An 18158-nucleotide genomic window follows, 5' to 3' on the forward strand; every position below is an offset into this window, starting at 1 on the left:
AAACGTAGAGCCTGAGTACTCCCTCCACTGCCCGATGCCATGGCGAACTCAGCCCTCCGTATAATCGAACGCACGTTCTCTTTGTCGCTACTCCCTCTGCCCGCTCTTCGAAGGAGACCCGCCTCATGGCCCTTCCCGCCGTCCTGCAAGATCTGACGCTGCCTGTCGTCGCATCGCCGATGTTCATCGTCAGCTATCCCGAACTCGTGCTCGCGCAATGCAAGGCCGGTATCGTCGGATCGTTTCCGGCGCTCAACGCACGCCCGGCCGAGTTGCTCGACGAGTGGCTCACGCAGATCGGCGAGGCGCTTGCCGCCCACAAGGCGGCGAACCCGAATGCGAAGGTCGGGCCCGTCGCGGTCAACCAGATCGTCCATCAGTCGAACGCGCGCCTCGAGCACGATGTGCGCGTTTGCGTCGAGCACAAGGTGCCCATCTTCATCACGAGCCTGCGCGCCCCCGTCAAGGAGATGATCGATGCCGTGCACAGCTATGGCGGCATCGTGCTGCACGACGTCATCAATTTGCGCCACGCGCAAAAGGCGCTCGAAGCCGGAGTGGATGGCTTGATTCTCGTGGCGGCGGGAGCCGGCGGACATGCGGGCACGATCTCGCCGTTCGCGCTCGTCGGCGAAGTGCGGCGCATCTTCGATGGACCCATCGTGCTCTCGGGTGCGATCGCGAACGGCGGCTCGATCCTTGCCGCGCAGGCGATGGGCGCGGACCTCGCGTATATGGGCACGCGCTTCATCGCCACGCGGGAGGCGCATGCCGTCGATAGCTACAAGCATGCGATCGTGAACGCGAGCGCGGCCGACATCGTCTACACGAACCTCTTCACAGGCGTGCACGGCAACTACATCCGCGAGAGCATCGTCAACGCGGGGCTCGATCCTGACGATCTCCCGGTATCGGACAAGACGGCGATGAATTTCGCCGGCGAGAAAGCGAAAGCGTGGAAGGATATTTGGGGCGCGGGCCAGGGCGTGGGCCTCATGGACGACATTCCGAGCGTGGCCGAGCTCGTCGGGCGGCTCGAGCGCGAGTACAACGAAGCACGGGCAAAGCTATCGATCCGATAAGGCCGCCGCCCATGGCTACGTTGTTCGACCGGGATGCGAACCGACGTTCGCGACCTCACATCGTTCGCCGATACTGACCGCCTACCTCGAAGAGCGCGTGTGTGATCTGGCCGAGCGAGCAGACGCGCACCGCATCCATCAATACGGAGAACACGTTCTCGTCGCCGATCGCGGCCTGCTGCAGGCGACGCAGCATCGGCCCCGCTTCGTCGCGATGCCGCTCGCGGAAAGCGGCGAGACGCGCGAGCTGGCTTTGCTTTTGCTCCCGCGTCGAGCGCGCGAGCGAAAGCGGCGGCGCGTCGGCTTCATCGGCATGCTTTCCAACGAACGTATTGACCCCGACGATCGGATACGACCCGTCATGCTTGCGGTGCTCGTAAAGCATCGATTCGTCCTGGATGCGGCCGCGCTGATAGCCCGTCTCCATCGCGCCCAGCACGCCGCCGCGCTCGGTCAGGCGGTCGAACTCGGCGAGAACGGCAGCCTCGACGAGATCGGTCAGCTCCTCGATCACGAAGCTGCCTTGGTTCGGATTCTGGTTTTTCGCGAGCCCCCACTCGCGATTGATGATGAGCTGAATCGCGACTGCCCGACGGACCGATTCTTCGGTGGGCGTCGTGATCGCCTCGTCGTAGGCGTTCGTATGCAGTGAGTTGCAGTTGTCGTAGACGGCAATCAAGGCCTGCAGCGTCGTACGGATATCGTTGAAGGCGATCTCTTGCGCATGCAGGCTGCGCCCCGAGGTCTGGACATGATATTTGAGCTTCTGGCTGCGCTCGTTCGCGCCATAGCGCTCGCGCAGCGCCACGGCCCAGATGCGCCGCGCCACGCGGCCCAACACCGTGTACTCGGGCTCCATGCCGTTCGAGAAGAAGAACGACAGATTGGGCGCGAAATCGTCGATCGCCATGCCGCGCGCCAGATAGGCTTCGACATAGGTGAACCCGTTCGCGAGCGTGTAGGCCAGCTGCGTAATCGGGTTCGCGCCTGCCTCGGCGATGTGATAGCCCGATATCGACGCCGAGTAAAAGTTGCGGACGTCGTGCTCGACGAAGTACTGCTGAATGTCGCCCATCATCTTCAGACTGAACTCGGTCGAGAAGATGCAGGTGTTCTGGCCTTGATCCTCTTTGAGGATATCCGCCTGCACGGTTCCGCGAACGTTTTGCAGCGCGCTCGCGCGTGCCGCCTCGACTTCGTCGGCGCCCGGCTCCCTGCCCTCGTGCGCGCAACGTGCGGCGAGCTTTTCGAGCTGCTGGTCGATGGCCACGTTGAAGAACATCGCGAGGATGGTCGGAGCCGGCCCGTTGATCGTCATCGACACCGAAGTGCTCGGCGCGCACAAGTCGAACCCGTCGTAGAGGACTTTCATATCGTCGAGCGTCGCGACGGAAACGCCTGAGTTGCCGATCTTGCCGTAGATGTCGGGCCGCTCGTCCGGGTCTTCGCCGTAGAGCGTCACCGAATCGAACGCCGTCGAAAGACGTGCGGCCGGCATGCCGTCGGAGAGCAGCTTGAACCGGCGGTTGGTGCGCGCGGGATCGCCTTCACCCGCGAACATGCGCGTCGGGTCCTCGTTTTCGCGCTTGAATGGGAAGACGCCAGCCGTATAAGGGAAGTAGCCCGGCAAGTTTTCGAGCGCGAGCCAGCGCAGCGTTTCGCCGGGGTCCGCGAACTTCGGCAATGAGACTTTGCGCATCGTCGTGCCCGAGAGCGTCGTGATCGTCAGCGCGGTGTGGATCTCGCGACCGCGAACCGTGACGACGCGCTCGTCGCCCGAATAGGCCTCGACGGTTTTGGGCCACGCCTCGAGCATCGTCCTTTCCGCCGAGCCGAGCTGCGCGTCGCGCGCCGCGATAAGCGCATCGAGCCGCGCAAGAGGGATTTCACTTGCGGCATCGTGCGCGCCGCTCGCCGCATCCATTAGCATGCGCCGCGCCTCGACGAGCTGCCAGCGCTCGCGTGCAAGCCTCGCCTGCGCCTCGGCCCGCATCCGATAGCCGCGCACCGTCTCGGCGATTTCCGACAGATAGCGCACGCGCCCCGGAGGAACGATGGCGCGACGCGCGCTCGAAAATCGCACATCGGCGGGCGGCAGACACGGGCCCTGCGCCGGCTGTGGCAATCCGATCTCATGGAGCGACGCCGCCATCCGCTGATAGAGCGCCGTCACGCCGTCGTCGTTGAAATGCGACGCGACGGTGCCGAAGACCGGCATCGCATCGGGCGGCTCGCTCCACGCTTCGCGATTTCGCTGGACCTGCTTCGCCACGTCGCGCAGCGCATCGGCCGCGCCGCTGCGGTCGAACTTGTTGATGGCGACAAAGTCAGCGAAATCGAGCATGTCGATTTTTTCGAGTTGCGTGGCGGCGCCGAACTCCGGCGTCATCACATAAAGCGAGCGATCGGCGTGCCGAGCGATCGCCGCATCGCCCTGCCCGATGCCCGAGGTCTCCACGACGACGAGCTGAAAGCCCGCCGCCTTGCAGGCCGCCACCGCGTCAGGCAGGACATCGGGCAGCTCGTTCGCCGCCTCGCGCGTCGCGAGCGAGCGCATGAACACACGTGGACCATGCCCCCAGTCGCCGATCGCATTCATGCGGATGCGGTCGCCGAGCAGTGCGCCGCCGGTCTTGCGCCGCGAAGGATCGACGGCGAGCACGGCGATGGCGAGCGAGTCGCCATAGTCGAGCCGAAAGCGCCGCACGAGCTCGTCGGTGAGCGACGACTTGCCCGCGCCACCCGTTCCGGTTACGCCGAGCACGGGGACCCGCCGCGCCGCCGCGCTGGCCTCGAGCGCGGCACGCGTGGCCGCGTCGGCCTTGCCGTTTTCGAGCGCCGTGATCAGTTGCGCGAGCCTGCGCCAGCCCCGCGCGCCCGCGGCTTCGAGACCCGCGAGCGCGGCCTCGCCCGCCACCCCGGCCGGGTGAGCAACCCGCGATGCCGCCGCGCAGCGCGCGATCATATCGTCGATCATGCCCTGCAGCCCGAGCCGCTGACCGTCGTGCGGCGAATAGATTCGCTCGACGCCATAGCGCTGTAGCTCGTCGATCTCGTCGGCGACGATCACGCCGCCGCCGCCGCCGAACACTTTGATGCGCTCTCCTCCGCGCTCGCGCAGGCGGTCGACGAGATACTTGAAATATTCGACGTGGCCTCCCTGATAACTCGATACGGCGACGCCATCCGCGTCCTCGTCGAGCGCGGCATCGGCCACTTCATCGACCGAGCGATTGTGGCCGAGGTGAATGACTTCCACGCCGCTCGATTGCAGAATGCGCCGCACGATGTTGATCGCGGCGTCATGGCCATCGAAAAGCGCGGCCGCGGTGACGAAGCGCAGCCGCGGTGAAGCACTCGGCTTGACCTCGCCAAGGGATTGCGGCGCCGACAGGTCGGTCATGTCTCCCCCATCTCGATCCGGGTCTCACCGTATTATCGCAACACGGTGGCTCTTGCGAGTATAGGCAACGGCGAAAAAGGGACCCGACCGCAATCGAAAGGCATAGGGATGCTCGCACGTCGGCCACCGGCGTCGCCATGCCCGGCGAGAGCGCATGATCGCCCCGGTTGCGTCGATGCATCTTTCGAGCTGCAACACCTGGTAAGCACCGCTGACGGGTGGTGTTTTTTCGCCCGATCGCACGCGCTCGCCGCTCCCTACACTAGGTCCGCATTTCTTTCTCTAGCGGCCATGCGGGCTCCCGCGGTACCACGAGCGCGTCGCCCTCCTAGGACCCCTATCATGCGGCGATTCATCGCGATTATTCTGTTGCTTGTCGGCGTGCTGGATCTGCAAGGATGCGCGACGAGCACCGAGACGTTCGCGCTCGGCGGACTGTTCGGCTTTTTTGCGGGCGTCGGCGCTGTGACTTGCGCCGTTACGTGCCAGTAAGCGCCAGCGAACGGCAGGGCTCGCTCGCGCTGCTGCGTAATCGCGCTCAGGCCACGAGCGCGATCAGACCGCCGAGCGTGATGCCGGCCGCCAGCCACCGGCCGGCCGTGTAGTACCCGTTCGTTTCCTCTTCCGGCTTGTCAGGGCGCTCGAGGCCGAGCGTACCGTAGGTAAACGACTTCACGGGCGAAGCATCGGGCTGCGCCGACGCGTCCGGCGTCGTAGCGTGCGTTGAATCGGACGTCGCAGCCCCATCGCGCGCGGCAGCCGCCGCTCCTTCGGCCGAGATCGAGACGGCCGCATCCTGTGTCGGCACGGCCGTTTCAGCGAGCTGCGGAACTTGCGGGTCCTGGCTCGCTCCGTCGGCGCCGCGGTTTTGCCAGCCAGAATCGGTGCTCGTTGCGTTTCCCTGCTGCGCGTAGGACGTGAGCGCGCTGCCGATTTGCATGATCGATCTCCCGTGGTATGCGAGAGCCCGCCCGACCGTGGCGTCTACAGGCTCCTTGCCCGCGCCGGCATCGCGACCCTCATGCGATTCGGCACGTCTAGACCGGGCTAACGACCGCGCCGTCGAGAGGCTTGAGCATGCGTAAGCAACGGTAAGCCGATCCCGTTGCGAGCGAGGCGCCCAGCACCGCGCAATGGACAACGGGCGACAACGGGCGCCGGGCGCGGGGTGGCAAGTCCGACGGCGCTCAGAACTTCGCGCGTACGCCGGCGCCGACGGTCTGCCCCGTCGAGAGTCCGTTGAACTGGTCGTTCATATAGGCCGCGTAGACATCGGTGCGCTTCGAGAGCGGATAGTCGTAACCCACGGCCCACGTGCGGCGAGTCTGGTCGAGCCCGCCGCCATCACGCGAATAGGCGTACGAAGCCATGATGGTGCCGGGGCCGACAGGCACCGTCACACCGCCTTGCCCTGTGTTGACGTGCCAACTCCCGCCGCCGATCTCGTCGTTCTTCGTGTACATGTACTGCCCGTAGAACTTGACGAACTTCATGTCGTAGCTGGCTCCGAGTTGCGCCACGCTTTGGCTCTTGAACGGCACGATGGAGCCGAACGCGGGCGGGGAGACGAGGTCGCCGGGGCTGTTGTTGAAGTTGACGTATTGGAACACGCCCGTCGCCGCGAACGGCCCGTGAAAATAGAGAAACTGCGCGCTCCACTTCTTGGCGCCGTTATTGCCGGCCTGATTGCCGAGCCCGTACATGACGCTGCCCGACAGACCGTGGAAATCGGGCGTCGAATACTGCACCGCGTTGTTCCAGCCGGAATCGCCGACGACGCCCGTGTCCGTCGTATAAGTCGCGCCGGTCGGAATCGCCGTGTTGCCGAGGAACACGTGATACACCATCGGCGAGAACGTGTAGGAATCGATGAACGGATTGAAAAGGATCGTCGAAATGAAAAGCTGCGTCGTGAGCCGGCCAGCCGTGAACGTGCCGTATGGCGATTCGATACCGACGTAGGCGTTGCGCGAGAAGAACGAATCGCCGGTGAAGCGACCGTAATTGCCGTTTTGCGGCAGGAAGAAGTCTTCCAGCGTGAAGATCGCCTTGTAGCCGCCGCCGAGATCTTCGGCGCCCTTCAAGCCCCAGTACGACGTCGACATGCCGCCGCCCCCGACGACCCACGAGCGTTGCTCGCCCGGGAATTGCTGCATGCCGACCCAGCTGTCGACCTGCCCGTACAACTGGACGCTCGATTGCGCGTAGGCGGCCGTGCCGGCCGCCACGAGGCCCGCCGCGGCGGCCGTTCGGAAACTCTTCTTCAGCGCACGGCTGACGGTGCTTTTCATTGGATCTCCTGTCTTTGTCGAAAAAATCGAAGCTTGGCGAACCGCCCGCGCGCCCCGTTTGCGTTCTCCGAATCGCCGGCGCTGCTCGAACCGGAATCATCGTTGCGGACCATTTTTCCGAACAAAAAACGATTTGGTTATTGCCGGTATAGCGGCACCGATAATCGAGCGAACGTCGCATTCTTTTGGGGCACGGCGCACCGCCATTGCCATCGCGAGCGCGATTTGCGAACGCGCTCCGGGCGCAGGCCTCGGGCGCCGCGGGTCGCCAAGCCGCAATAGTGGCTCATCACAAATCTCATGACAAAACCATTTCGCGCGCGAACGCTCTCGAAAGGGAGAACGAGGCCGGCTCAGGCGAAAAAGTGTGGCGCGTTTGCATCAGCAACCGGTTCGGCTGCCATGCAAGGAGAGGGAGGAGCGACGCAGCGCGCTGCGTCGCGAGGTAAATCAGTTGCGGTAAAGCCAGGGATCGGGCATACGCGTCCCGGGGCTCGGAGGCCGCGGCGCGACGCGCCCGGACTCGCGCTCTTCGTTGTAGCGCGTGACCGCGTCACGAATCGAACCGGCTCTTACATAGGCCGAGTTATCAGGTGGGCGAGGCACGTTTCGGGCGTTCTCGCTAACAGGCCGGTATGGTATGCCTCCCGCGGCGGCGGGCGGCAACAAGCGTTCGTGACGTGAAGACGCGGCGGCCCTCGAGCGCGGCGAACGGCCCGTTTCCGGATAGGTGCTACGCGCTATCTGGAGGTAGTCCGCGCCGGGCTGCCGGATGAACGCCGGATGCGTCGAGAACCCGCCGAAGCCGAAGTTCGCGGGTTGCCGGAAGCTGACCGCACCGGCATGCGCCGGCATATGCGGCGCGGCTTGCGCGAGCGACATCGCAGCCGCGCAAATCGCGGCCGTCATCCAACGCCCGATGGTTTGAAAAGCCGCATCCGCCATGATCGATCCACTCGCCCACGGCTACGCCTCTTACTCTATTGCAGCAACATCGTCTTTACCGAAGCTTGATCGGAGGAAAGGCTGCAGGGGCGCGCCGCAAGTGTAATTTATGGGCCACCCTCGGGTGTGTCGAGGCAAAAAGTGTTATGCGCTCGACGCCGTTGTAACCTGGTGTTACCGAGATCTCTTTTTTCCGCCAAGCGTGCCGGCAAATGCAGTAATCGTCGTATTCGAGTTCGGTCCATGAGATCATCGAGGGTCTATTTTCGTCCTGGCTTACTCCGGTTTTTTCGTCGCTTCTTCGCCGTTTTCGTTCGACGCCGACATGCCCCGTCTGCCGTTTTTGATTCCCGATCGTTTCACGCTTTCGCTCGTCGGCACCGTCGTCCTCGCGAGCGTTGTGCCGTGCCGCGGAGAAGCGGCCGTTGCAGTCAACGCGTTGACGAATGTCGCCGTCGGGCTGCTCTTTTTCCTGCATGGCGCCAAGCTGTCGCGCGAGGCGGTGCTCGCGGGCGCCACGCATTGGCGCCTGCATGCGCTCGTGCTGGCGAGCACGTTCATTCTCTTTCCGCTGCTCGGCCTCGCGTTAAAGCCGCTCTTCTCGCCGCTCGTGTCGCCCGCCCTCTACGCGGGCGTGCTCTTTCTCTGCACGCTGCCATCGACGGTTCAATCGTCGATCGCCTTTACATCGATCGCCCGAGGCAACGTGCCGGCGGCCGTCTGCGCGGCGTCGGCGTCGAGTCTCATCGGCATATTCGTGACGCCGGCGCTCGTCGGCATCGTCGTCGACAGCCAGTCCGCGGCGGTGCGCTCGCCCTGGCATACAGTCGGCAACATCGTGGCCCAACTACTCGTTCCTTTCGTCGCGGGACAACTGCTGCGACCGGTCGTCGCGCCCTGGCTCGATCGCCACCGCCGCGCACTGCGTTTCGTCGATCAAGGCTCCATCCTCCTCGTCGTGTACATGGCGTTCAGCGAAGCGATCAACGAAGGGCTGTGGCATCACCTGGGACTGAGGACGCTCGCCGGCCTCGTGGTCGCGGATGGCGCGCTGCTCGGCGCGGCGCTCCTCATTACGGGATGGGTCGGCAAGCGGCTTCGCTTCGATCGCGCCGATCGCATCACGATCGTCTTTTGCGGATCGAAAAAAAGCCTCGCCTCGGGCATTCCGATGGCCAAGGTCATTTTCTCGTCTCAGGCAATCGGCATCGCGGTGCTGCCGTTGATGCTGTTTCATCAGATGCAGTTGATGGTCTGCGCCGCCCTCGCGCAGCGCTGGGGCGACCGCGCGGCGCACGTCGAAACGCTGCCCGGCGACGCGCGCTGAACCGCGATCGAGCCGCTTGCAGCATTAATATGAAGAATAGCCGCACACCCGGCAACGCATTAATTGAGGTCCGCTATAAAGGCGATAGTCTTTCATCGTCGACATTCACAATCGCAATTAGCGATCGGCTCGGCTCGCAAACGTTTGCTATTTGATTCCTGGCTCAGCCCGACTAATTGTTTGAAACGAACGTCCGCCACATACCGCCTTTCAAACAATAGAACTACGTAGAAGAAACGGGTGTGGACGATACTCTTTCGGCTATGGGCCGTACGATTACTAAATATCGTTAAACGTGTCCCAACCGGGAATCCACACATTAGAATGGCGCGACGGAACGAGCTGTCGGTTCCGTGAATGCTTAGTTGCGCATCCAAAGAGAGAAAAATGAGCAGCGAGGACCGATCTGAAGAGGATCGTCTAGACGGGGGCAATCGGCTCCGTCGTAAGCGGCGCTGGCCGGGGCGGCGCGCCAAGACGATCGATGCTCCGCAAGAGAACCAGTCATTCGAGGATTACGCCGCCGAAAGGCTGTCGTCGTTTCTCAGCGCGCAGCTGCTGACCTTGCTCGTGGGCTATGCCGTGCTCGTCACCGGCGATATCTGGTTCAGGCACGGCCTGGGCACCGAGGCAGCCGTCGTTGGCGCATTGCCCGCTCTGCCGATGGGGGCGGCGCTCGTCGTCGCCTGGGCGCCGCGCAGCGGCTTGCGCGCAAGCGTCGCCGCGCTCGTGTTCATCGCGGCGCTCGAGGCCGGCATCGTCCTCCATGCCATGCAATGGGGCGAGGATCCGGCGATCGTTCTGCCCGCCTTCGTCCTCGTTCCGCTCACATTCAGCCCGGTCCTGCTGCGCGGCTGGGATTTCCCAGCGGCGGCGGCGCTTGCGGCGGCCGGACCGGTGTCGCTGCTCGCGTTCAGCGCGCCGCCGGCTCCCGAGCGGTTCGGCGTCGCGCTGTCGATCGTCGCCGCCATTTCGGCGAGTCTCGTGACGAACCTGTTCGCCCTGCGCTCGCAAAAGAAGAACTTCCGCCTCGAACTACAGCTGCGCACTTTCGCGGATATCGACGAGCTCACCCAGCTGCCGCGCCGGCGCCGCGTATTCGAGCTCGGCCGGCGTCTCATCCACCGCGCCGAGCGCACGGGTCAGCCGCTCTCGGCGCTCTACATCGACGCGGATTACTTCAAGTCGGTCAACGATCGGTTCGGCCACGACGCGGGCGACCGCGCGCTGCGGCTCATCGCGCGCGGAATTCAGGACAGTCTGCGTCCCACGGACGTCTGCGGCCGCTTCGGCGGCGAGGAGTTCGTCGCGCTGTTGCCGGGCAGCGATCAGATCGACGCCGCGCGCGCCGCCGAGAGGCTGCGCAAGCGGATCGAGGAGATGCGACAGTTCGAAGTGACGTTGACGATCAGCGTCGGCGTCGCTCAGCATGTGCGCGGCGAGCAGATCGATCGAGTGATTCGTCGCGCCGACGCGGCGCTCCTTGACGCCAAAGGGAGCGGACGCAATCGTGTCGTGATCGCACCGCGCCCGCCCGAGCACGGGCTTGCCGTGACCGATGCGGGACCGCACCCGGAGGTGAACCCGAGCGCGCACGGCGCCGCGCCGGGCTCAGCGACACCGGAGTCCGCCACCCACGGCGATGCGCCGTGTTCGCGCGAACCGATCACCGACTGAAGCATCGGAGGGCCGGCGGCAAGGTGCGCACCATGGCGGTGCAACGCTTCACGAAAAATTCATTCAACTCTCAAGCATTCCGGTCGTTAAGCCGAAAGTCGTATTGGTACGCCCAATTGCCCGCCATTGCCCTCCATGTCATCACATCTTTCGCCGCCCAATGAGCCGAAGATCGCCGAGCTCATCGAGGGGCGCGCGCTGTCCGCGGTCTTCCAGCCGATCGTCGACTTCGGCGGCGGCACGATTCTCGGCTACGAGGGCCTCATACGCGGGCCGGCCGGAACCTTCCTCGAATCGCCCGGGGCGCTCTTCGCGCAAGCGGCGCGCGAAGGCCTGTCCGTCGAACTCGAGCATGCGGCCGCCGCCGCTTGCGTCGCCGCATTCGCCGAACTCGGCTGCGAAGGCAAGCTGTTCCTGAACTTCAGTGCCGAAGCGATCGCCACGCTCGGCCGCACGCGCGAGCACGCCGCCGATTGGCTCGGTCGGCAAGGCATGCCGATCGAGCGCATCGTGCTCGAGCTCACCGAGCAATGCGCGATCGACAACGTGGCGGGCTTCGAGCCGATCGTCGCCGCGTTGCGCGAAACGGGCGCGCAGTTCGCGCTCGACGACTACGGCACGGCCAACGCGAGCATGAACCTCTGGGTCCGGCTGCAGCCCGACGTCGTCAAGATCGACCGCTTTTTCATCGACGACATCGCGAAGGACCCGCTCAAGTTCGAGGCCGTGCGCGCGATGCAGCACTTCGCGGGAGCGAGCGGCGCGCGGCTCGTCGCGGAGGGGATCGAAAAAGAAGCGGACCTCATCGTCGTGCGCGACATGGGCATCTCGTTCGGACAGGGTTACTTCTTCGGGCGCCCCCAGGCGCGGGCGCCGCGCGCCGTCTCCGATGCGGCGAAGGAGGCGCTCGGCGCCGGACACATCGCCGTGTTTCCGGGCGCGCGGCGCAGCGCGATCCCCGGCTCGCCGTCAGGCGGCATGGCGGCGGCGAAGATGCTCGTGCAGGCGCCCGCGCTCGATCGCAGCGCGAGCAACAACGACGTGCTCGATCTCTTCAATCGCTTGCCGGCGCTGCATGCGCTCGCCGTGGTCGAACACGGCGAGCCCGTCGCGCTCATCAATCGCCGCAGCTTCATGGACCGCTATGCCCTGCCCTATCATCGCGAGCTGTTCGGCAAGCGTCCCTGCATGCTGTTCGCGAACGCATCGCCCGTCATCATCGAAAAATCGATGACGGTCGAGCAGATGGCGAAGCTGCTCGCGAGCGACGATCAACGCTACCTGGCCGACGGCTTCGTCATTACGGATCAGGGCAAGTACCTCGGCCTCGGCACGGGCGAGAGCCTCGTGCGCGCCGTCACGGAAGTGCGCATCGAGGCGGCTCGCTATGCGAACCCGCTCACGTTCCTGCCCGGCAATATCCCGATCAGCTCGCACATCGCGCGGCTCGTCGAGCATCACGTCGAGTTTCACGCCTGCTACGTCGATCTCAACCATTTCAAGCCGTTCAACGACCGCTACGGCTATTGGCAGGGCGACGAGGTGCTCAAGTTCTCCGCGGCGGTGCTCGCGCAAGCCTGCGACCCGACGCGCGATTTCCTCGGGCACGTCGGCGGAGACGACTTCCTCATTCTTTTTCAGAGCGAGGATTGGCGAGAACGCGCCTTGTCGGCGATCGCGACGTTCAACTCGGGCGCGCTCCGCTTTTACGCCGACGAGGACCGTGAAGCGGGCGGCATTCATGGCGAAGACCGGCGCGGCAATCCGTCCTTCTTCGGCTTCGTGACGATGGCCATCGGCTGCGTGCGCGTGAAGCCGGCGCCCGAGAGCCGCGCCCGCTATGGCAGCGAAGAAATCGCGTCGGTCGCGGCGCTCGCGAAGCACCGCGCCAAGCAGGAAGCGAGCGGTTTCTACCTGATCGACATCGATGAGGGCGCGGCGGTCCTGCATCAGCACGACAACGCATCGCCGACACCGCGCGCCGCCATGGCGCTCGACTAGCGCCGTCGAGGCGCTGCTCCGCCTCTGCGCCCTCCGCCCCCCGCCCTCGATTGCCGCCCCGGCCAAAGCCGGGGCATGGCCATTTGGCCTGTTTAGTTCTATTTACTAAACAAGACAAAGTTCTCTCTCACGCGCTGCATCAAGGTTTCCCGGGAATTCCCCAACCGATCCGCGACGGCTTCCGGCAGTTTTTACTATACAATCGGCGCGATTCGCAGCGACGGACGAAAGACGCACGATGGCCACGACCATTCGCGACATTGCCCGCGCGGCTAACGTGTCGATCGGCACGGTTTCACGCGCGCTCAAGAACCAGCCGGGCCTCTCAGAGGCGACGCGCATCCGCGTCGTCGAAACGGCCCGGCGTCTCGGCTATGACGCGGCGCAATTGCGCCCGCGCATCCGTCGTCTTACGTTTCTCTTGCACCGTCAGCACAACAACTTCGCCGCGAGCCCGTTCTTCTCGCACGTGCTGCACGGCGTCGAGAATGCATGCCGCGCACACGGCATCGTTCCGTCGCTGCTGACGGCGGGCCCCACCGAGGACATCGCCGAGCAGCTGCGCCTGCATGCGCCCGATGCGATCGCCGTCGCAGGCTTCGTCGAGCCGGAAACACTCGCGGCACTCGTCGCCATGGGCCGGCCGCTCGTGCTCATCGATTTGTGGGCGCCGAATTTGCGCTCGGTCAATCTCGACAACAGCGCCGGCGCCGCGCTCGCCATGCGGCATCTGTTCGCGCTGAACCGCACGCGCGTGGCATTCATCGGCGGCTCTCTCGCGCACTACAGCATCGCCCAGCGCGCGCTCGGCTATCGGCGCGCGTTTTTCGAAGCCGGATTGCTTTTCGATCCGTCGCTCGAAACGACGATCGATGCCAATCTGCCGCCCGATGCCGGCGCCGCGCTCGCGATGCAGCGCCTGCTCGACGCGCGCGCGGGCGACGAGGTGCCGAACGCGGTCTTCGCTTATAACGACGTGGCGGCACTCGCCGCGATGCGCGTTTGCCTTGCACGTGGCTTGCGCGTGCCGGAGGACATTGCCATCGTCGGTTTCGACGACATACCCGCCGCCGCGCAGGCCGCGCCGTCGCTTACGACAATCGCGGCCGACAAGGAAGCGCTCGGCTCGCGCGGCGTCGAAGTATTGCTCGACGATTCGCCGGCCGAGTTCCAGGTACGACTGCCGGTGAGGCTTGTCGTGCGCGCGAGCTCGGCCCACGCCTCGTATGCCGGAAGGACCGGCACGCCCCGCGCGCTCGACATGACGAGCAGCCATTCGGAAACAACACCATGACGAAACTACCGAACGCCAACAAATCGATGAAAGCGACGACGTCAGCGGCAGCGGAGCCCGGTGTCATTCATACGAACACCACGGTGCCGCCGGTCGAGAACTTCCGCGATCGCGAATTCCTGCTCGGGCACGTGGCCGACACGCTCGCGTTCTACGCGCCGGCGGTGCACGACCAGACGGGCGGGTTCTTTCACTATTTCAAAGACGACGGGACCGTCTATGATCGGACCCGCCGCCACTTGGTCAGCAGCTGCCGTTTTGTCTTCAACTATGCGATGGCCTATCGCCATTTCGGCGATCCGCAATACCTCGAATACGCGCGCCACGGCCTCGCATTCCTGCGCAGCGGGCATTGGGACGCCGAGCAGCTCGGCTACGACTGGGAGATCGAATGGCGCAATCGTGAAAAACGCGCGCTCGATGCGACGCGGCATTGCTACGGGCTCGCGTTCGTCCTGCTCGCGCAGTCCCATGCGGCGATGGCGGGCATCGAGGACGCGAAAAGGCAGATCGCCGAGACCTTCGAGTTGATGGAGCATCGCTTCTGGGATCCCGCCGCGGGCCTCTACGCGGACGAGGCAACGCCCGACTGGCGCGTCTCGACGTACCGCGGTCAGAACGCGAACATGCACACGACCGAAGCGCTGCTCGCCGCTTACGAAGCCACCGGCCATCTGGTTTATCTCGATCGCGCCGAGCGAGTCGCGACGAACATCACGCAACGGCAGGCCAAGCTCTCGCACGGCCTCGTCTGGGAGCATTTTCATGCCGACTGGTCCGTCGACTGGCATTACAACGAAGAGGACAGCTCGAACATTTTTCGCCCGTGGGGCTTTCAGCCGGGACATCAGACGGAGTGGGCAAAGCTGCTGCTGATCCTCGAGCGGCACCGGCCGCTGCCGTGGCTGTTGCCGCGCGCGATCGAGCTTTTCGACGCGGCGCTCACGCATGCCTGGGACGACGAGCATGGCGGGCTCTGCTACGGCTTCGCCCCCGACGGCACGGTGTGCGACCACGATAAGTACTTCTGGGTGCAAGCCGAGACGCTGGCCGCTGCCGCGCTGCTCGGACGGCGCACGGGCAGCGAACGGTTCTGGGACTGGTACGACGAAATCTGGCGCTACAGCTGGACGCATTTCGTCGATCATCGATATGGCGCCTGGTACCGCATCCTGACCTGCGACAACCGCAAGTACGGCGACGAGAAGAGCCCGGCCGGAAAGACCGACTATCACACGATGGGCGCTTGCTACGAAGTGCTCAATGCACTCGACGAAAGCGAAAGCGCCTCTGCGCTCACCCTGGAACCACGCTCATGAGCACGAACTTTTCCGCCGACTTCCCGCTCTTCGTGAGCGCGGGCGACATTCTCACGGACCTGGTACGCATGCGCGACGCGCAATGGGTCTCGCATCCGGGCGGCGCGGGATGGAACGTCGCGCGCGCCGTCGCGCGCCTCGGCGTGCCGAGCGCCTGCGCGGGTGCGCTCGGGCTCGATTGCTTTTCCGACGTGCTCTGGAACGCGAGCGCGGCAGCCGGGCTCGACATGCGGTTTCTGCAACGCGTCGAGCGGGCGCCGCTGCTCGCGATCGTTCACGAAACGCAGCCGCCAGCCTATTTCTTCATCGGCGATGCGAGCGCCGACCTGGCATTCGATCCTGAGCTGCTGCCCGAAGGCTGGGACAAGGCCGTGCAATGGGCGCATTTCGGCGGCATCAGCCTCGCCCGGCAGCCGCTCGGCGCCACACTGGCGACGCTCGCGGCCGAGCTTCGCGCGCGCGGCGTGAAGGTCAGCTTCGATCCCAACTACCGCAATCTGATGGAGCACGGCTATCGCCCGATGCTCGAAACGATGGCCGCGCTGGCCGACCTGATCAAGGTGTCCGACGAGGACCTGCGGTGTCTCTTTCGCACGGACGAGGCAAGCGCCATCGAAGCGCTGCGTGCGATGAACCCGGATGCGGCGGTCCTCGTCACGCGCGGCGCAAGCGCGGCGACGCTCTTCGTCGGCGCCGAAACGATCGAGGCCGCGCCGCCGCGTGTCGAAGTCGTCGATACGGTCGGCGCGGGCGATGCTTCGATCGGCGGATTACTGTTCAGCCTCATGCGGCGTCCGCACGAGGGATGGCGTCAGCATCTGTCGTTCGCGCTCGCGGCCGGCGCCGCCGCGTGCCGCTACGCGGGCGCGCATTCGCCGACGGTCGACGAGGTCGCCGCGCTGTTGCACGACGCCTGAGTCGTCCGGGCGCATCCCCCGGCATTCGTCGTTTCGTCCGCGCGGGCGGTGAGGCACGCCCGCCTGCCGATGGCGGGCGTTCGACATGTAGGCTTCGCGAACCGGTGCTACGATGCAATGCATCCACTCGATGGGAGAGGAGCGGCATCATGGACGACGTCACCTACACCAAGGGCATCTATACGGCGACCGTGACGGTACGCCAGCTCGCCAACGGCCGATTCCAGGGCGTGGTGTCGCTCGCCCGGGACGACGCGACCGAGCGCGAGACGACGGCCTACGAAGTCGAAGCGCCCAATACGACGGCAACGGAAGCTTTGGAAGAAGGCAAGGCGCTCGCTCACCGGATTCTCGGCGAGCTGGAGTTATAGGCGCATCGATAGGACGCCAGTCGCGAAAAGCCCTCCATCCCCGCAACGTTTCCCGCCTGATTCCCGAACGCTCGCCGCGGCAAGCAAAGGAAGGTGCATATGGCCGAGCAACTCTATCTCTACGGTGTCTATTCGATTCACGTGCGTCCGATTCCACTCGAGGGCGCGCATTGGGATGCCGAATACGAAATCCGCCATCAGGACAAGCCGGTGCAAAGGTGGACGACCGTCGGCGGCGACGTCGGCTACGAGCACGAGGCCGATGCGATCGAGGCGGCCCATCAGCAGGCGATCGCCGATATCGAGCACGGCGCCGGCGTGCCAAAGCCGAGAGCGTTTCCCTGAAGCGCGCGCGATTGTCGCTCGGGAAAACAAACGAAGCGAGAAAGCACGTGGTACGCTCAGGCCCGATCCGAACCCTGGGCGTGCGCCATGCGATCGAGTACGGGACAGCAAATTGAACGAGACGCCCAACCGGGTGCGAAGATGAGCCGTGCGCGCGGCGAGCGGCGGCGCCCACGCACGAGCCGCACGGTGCGTACGCAGACCGGCAACGTCGTGACGCACAACATGCCGCAGCCGCTCTTCCTCGATGTCTACCACCGGGCGCTGACGGCGAGCTGGCCTCACTTCTTCGGCGCGCTCGCCGCGCTTTTTCTGCTGCTGAACACCGGCTTCGCGGTGCTTTATCTCTGCGGATCGACATCGATCGCCAATCAATCGCCGCCCGGCTTTCTCGGCGCGTTCTTCTTCAGCGTCGCGACACTGGCGACCGTCGGCTACGGCGACATGCATCCGCAGACCGTCTACGCGCATATCGTCGCCACGCTCGAAATCTTCATAGGCATGTCGAGCATCGCTCTGGCGACCGGCCTCATCTTCGTGCGATTCTCGCGTCCGCGCGCGCGCATCATTTTTTCGCGCTACGCCATCGTGCGTCCCCTCGACGGCCGCTCGACGCTCATGGTACGCGCCGCGAACGCGCGCCAGAACGTGATCGTCGAAGCCGAGGCGAAGCTGCGGCTCATGCGCCGCGAATCGACGCCGGAGGGCTATTCGCTCTGGCGCATCACCGACCTCACACTCGTGCGCGATCGGCACCCGATCTTCCTGCTCGGATGGAATCTCATGCATGTCATCGACGAAACGAGCCCCCTCCATGGCGAAACGCCGGCGAGCCTCGCCGCGAGCAAAGCTTCACTGATGATCTATCTCGAAGGGGCGGACGAAACGACGACACAGCTCATGGAAGCGCGCTACACGTGGTCGCACGAAGAGATTCGCTGGCGGCATCGGTTCGTCGATCTGCTCTATGACGACGAAGATGGCGTGCGGCATATCGACTACGAGCACTTCCACGACGTCGTCGCGCTTACGGCCGACGAGGAAAATCTCTCTCCGCAAGACCTCGAATCGCGTACAAAGCACCACGACGCGACGGACAAGCAGTCGATATAGCAAAAAATCTCCGCTATTGGCGGGAAAAAATGGAGGTTGCCGGCGTTCGCGAGATCCGCAAGCGCACGAGATA

General features: G+C 64.8%; 15 protein-coding genes. 11 read left to right on the forward strand and 4 right to left on the reverse strand.

The window, feature by feature from the left end; genetic code table 11:
- Nucleotides 1-125: 125 nt before the first annotated feature.
- A complete protein-coding gene (locus C9I57_RS06910; protein WP_107149895.1) occupies nt 126-1082 on the forward strand; it encodes an NAD(P)H-dependent flavin oxidoreductase in 957 nt (318 codons plus the stop codon).
- A 55-nt stretch (nt 1083-1137) separates the two neighbouring features.
- On the opposite strand, the gene icmF is transcribed toward C9I57_RS06910, so the two are convergent.
- The gene (gene icmF / locus C9I57_RS06915; protein WP_107149896.1) at nt 1138-4485 is read right to left on the reverse strand and encodes a fused isobutyryl-CoA mutase/GTPase IcmF; all 3348 of its coding nucleotides are present in this window, start codon (nt 4483-4485) and stop codon (nt 1138-1140) included.
- Nucleotides 4486-4827: 342 nt separating this feature from the next.
- On the opposite strand from icmF, the gene C9I57_RS32655 reads away from it, so the two are divergent.
- On the forward strand, nt 4828-4977 hold the full coding sequence (locus C9I57_RS32655; protein WP_018441123.1) for a hypothetical protein: 150 nt from the start codon (nt 4828-4830) through the stop codon (nt 4975-4977).
- A 46-nt stretch (nt 4978-5023) separates the two neighbouring features.
- On the opposite strand, the gene C9I57_RS06920 is transcribed toward C9I57_RS32655, so the two are convergent.
- The 3 genes from C9I57_RS06920 to C9I57_RS06935 form a co-directional block, all read right to left on the reverse strand.
- The gene (locus tag C9I57_RS06920; RefSeq protein WP_107149897.1) at nt 5024-5425 is read right to left on the reverse strand and encodes a hypothetical protein; all 402 of its coding nucleotides are present in this window, start codon (nt 5423-5425) and stop codon (nt 5024-5026) included.
- Between the two features lie 247 nt (nt 5426-5672).
- The gene (locus C9I57_RS06925) at nt 5673-6776 is read right to left on the reverse strand and encodes a porin (RefSeq protein ID WP_107149898.1); all 1104 of its coding nucleotides are present in this window, start codon (nt 6774-6776) and stop codon (nt 5673-5675) included.
- 450 nt (nt 6777-7226) lie between these two features.
- Nucleotides 7227-7721, reverse strand: a complete 495-nt coding sequence (locus C9I57_RS06935; protein WP_107149900.1) for a hypothetical protein — start codon at nt 7719-7721, stop codon at nt 7227-7229.
- A 325-nt stretch (nt 7722-8046) separates the two neighbouring features.
- Here C9I57_RS06935 and C9I57_RS06940 point away from each other — a divergent pair, with 325 nt between their 5' ends.
- The 9 genes from C9I57_RS06940 (at nt 8047) to C9I57_RS06980 (ending at nt 18085) form a co-directional block, all read left to right on the forward strand.
- Nucleotides 8047-9048, forward strand: coding sequence for a bile acid:sodium symporter family protein (locus C9I57_RS06940; RefSeq protein WP_107149901.1), 1002 nt, complete (start codon nt 8047-8049; stop codon nt 9046-9048).
- Between the two features lie 387 nt (nt 9049-9435).
- Nucleotides 9436-10725 (forward strand): GGDEF domain-containing protein, encoded by a 1290-nt coding sequence (locus C9I57_RS06945; protein ID WP_181321750.1) that lies wholly within the window; start codon nt 9436-9438, stop codon nt 10723-10725.
- A 135-nt stretch (nt 10726-10860) separates the two neighbouring features.
- Nucleotides 10861-12726 (forward strand): EAL domain-containing protein, encoded by a 1866-nt coding sequence (locus C9I57_RS06950; protein WP_107149903.1) that lies wholly within the window; start codon nt 10861-10863, stop codon nt 12724-12726.
- A gap of 238 nt (nt 12727-12964) precedes the next feature.
- Nucleotides 12965-14020, forward strand: coding sequence for a LacI family DNA-binding transcriptional regulator (locus tag C9I57_RS06955; RefSeq protein WP_107149904.1), 1056 nt, complete (start codon nt 12965-12967; stop codon nt 14018-14020).
- A 26-nt stretch (nt 14021-14046) separates the two neighbouring features.
- Nucleotides 14047-15339, forward strand: a complete 1293-nt coding sequence (locus C9I57_RS06960; RefSeq protein ID WP_107150172.1) for an AGE family epimerase/isomerase — start codon at nt 14047-14049, stop codon at nt 15337-15339.
- Nucleotides 15336-16256 carry a carbohydrate kinase family protein gene (locus tag C9I57_RS06965; RefSeq protein ID WP_107149905.1) on the forward strand — a complete coding sequence of 307 codons (921 nt, stop codon included), beginning with the start codon at nt 15336-15338 and terminating at the stop codon, nt 16254-16256. Before C9I57_RS06960 ends, C9I57_RS06965 begins: the two co-directional genes overlap by 4 nt.
- 149 nt (nt 16257-16405) lie before the next feature.
- A complete protein-coding gene (locus tag C9I57_RS06970) occupies nt 16406-16627 on the forward strand; it encodes a hypothetical protein (RefSeq protein WP_018441134.1) in 222 nt (73 codons plus the stop codon).
- A 99-nt stretch (nt 16628-16726) separates the two neighbouring features.
- The gene (locus C9I57_RS06975) at nt 16727-16972 is read left to right on the forward strand and encodes a hypothetical protein (RefSeq protein WP_107149906.1); all 246 of its coding nucleotides are present in this window, start codon (nt 16727-16729) and stop codon (nt 16970-16972) included.
- Nucleotides 16973-17059: 87 nt separating this feature from the next.
- Nucleotides 17060-18085, forward strand: coding sequence for an ion channel (locus C9I57_RS06980; RefSeq protein WP_107149907.1), 1026 nt, complete (start codon nt 17060-17062; stop codon nt 18083-18085).
- Nucleotides 18086-18158: the final 73 nt, after the last annotated feature.

Source organism: Trinickia symbiotica (genome assembly GCF_003028655.1).
Classification (GTDB): Bacteria; Pseudomonadota; Gammaproteobacteria; order Burkholderiales; family Burkholderiaceae; genus Trinickia; species Trinickia symbiotica_A.